Annotated in this window: 1 protein-coding gene; it reads right to left on the bottom strand. The window is 55.1% G+C overall.

From position 1 onward, the window contains the following. A partial coding sequence (locus tag PVW27_RS21420; RefSeq protein WP_274561231.1) for a tyrosine-type recombinase/integrase occupies positions 1 to 1,809 on the bottom strand: 1,809 nt, incomplete at its 3' end. Positions 1,810 to 1,827 lie beyond the last annotated feature (18 nt).

The following is a 1,827-nucleotide window of genomic DNA, read 5'->3' as shown; positions in this document are numbered from 1 at the left end:
TTTCGCACCTTTCCTTTTTCCATCGATCCAATCTTGCCAATTGCCGAACACCAAGTTTTCGTCGAGTTCTGCATAGTAGTTCAACGTCGTCTGGAGGCTCTTATGCCCGAGCAGCCGTTGAACCTGCGGGAGATTGTCGACGCTCTCTTTCAACCAGATCCAGCCGATCAGGTGACGATAAAGATGCGGATTGATCCTTGCTCCGATATGTTCCTCGAGCAATCTTGTGACTCGAAGCAGGAGACTCGCGTAGGGTCGATTGCGGTTCGGACGGCCTGCCGATTGACCTGGAAACAGATACGGATTGGCGTCGTCACCTTCTGCCACAAGAACAGGTCGCACTGTCTCGATGTAGTGCCGTAGCAAGTTGCTTGCGGACTGCCCCAGGGGCACGACAAGATTGGCATCGCCCTGCCCCCGTCCCTTCACTTCGACAGCCGGAACGGTGATCCGGGCTTCACCGTCCTGGAACACGATCCAGTCCAACTGAATCCCGATTACGTTTGCACTGCGTGGGGCGCGCTTGAGTAGGATTTCGTGCGCCACCATCGCCGCGATGTCGCGTGCAGTCTCAACGTGCAGAATATCCGATATTTCAGGAGCCTTGCCATGGTTCTTCCGATAAGAGGCACGGCGTCGCTTTATGTCCTCATTTATCAGCGAGACAACTGTTCCGGACAGATCCACGGTCTTCTGTATCCGGTCTTCGGTGAACTGGATAAGCTTGGCTTTGTTTCTCGGCGCAATCCCAACATATTTGACGTCGTGAAAGGTGATCAGATCCTGAATTTGCTTCAGATCGGTTTCAGTGCAGCAGCTGTAGTCGCGCGCGATCTTCTTGACTGCTTTCAACACCGCGCCGACGTAGCTGCTGCCATGTTCCCCTTGATTGCTGTCGCGCAGAGCCTCGGCCGCCGCTTCCAGGAATTCAGGATCGACCAGCTCAGCTATCGTTTCCGGAACAACGTCACAGCTCGAAGCCAATGCTTTTGCCAATGAGACGATGTAACCCCTGCGTGTCGCGAGCGTTTTCTCCGACCAGCGTTTTGTGGCGGTCAGAAAGCCATTCTTGAGCAGAGCTTCATCATGGTTCTGCGGTTTCTGCTCGCCGTTCGCACCAGTCAACGCCGCCTTCATGGCTCTATTCCGACGTAGCGCAGCTTTCTTGTCGGTGACGACGACATCCTGCCGGTCGAGAGACGCAATGAAATCCTTCTTTGTCAGACCCTCTCTTGACCGTTCGCCGAGGAGCCACGGCGCGACGCGTGTGTCGAATTCCGCAAGCAAAGGTGCCAACAGCGCATTGTCGACGTCAAACTTGTCTTTCTGGTTCGCGAAAGGATGCGGGACAGGCTCGAATCCAAAATGTGCGGTTTCGGGACAGGTCGCCAGATGGGAAAGCAAGGTGCAAACGTCCTTAACATGGCGTCGGCATCTTTGTTCCGAAGCGGTCGACACGTCCACCCGATGCGCGAAATATTCTGCCAGAACAGCCGTGGTGATCCCCTGGTGTGAGATGCCCCGATCCTGGAGGAAAATGAAAAACGAGCCAGCCAACATGACGTATGACTCAGGGATCGTGCTTTCCCGGAGTGCTGCATGCACGTCAGCGTAAACGCCGGTAAGATCTGCCACCCCGCGTTTCCTATTGCGGACCCCATATGCGTCCAGTGCAGCCAGCACGTCACTCTTGTATGTCGAGCGGCTGCCCTTGCTCAGCCCCAAATTCGCTGCGTTGTGCCTGTCAAAAAACTCTATCACATCATGTCGGCAGACAGGCCGGTTGCCGAACCAATCGGCTTTCCGCATCAACCATTTCACACGTGA

This window comes from Seohaeicola sp. 4SK31, from assembly GCF_028802875.1.
Classification (GTDB): Bacteria; Pseudomonadota; Alphaproteobacteria; order Rhodobacterales; family Rhodobacteraceae; genus Seohaeicola.
The sequence above is the reverse complement of the archived record's forward strand: the minus strand, read 5'-3'. Positions and strand labels throughout refer to the sequence as shown.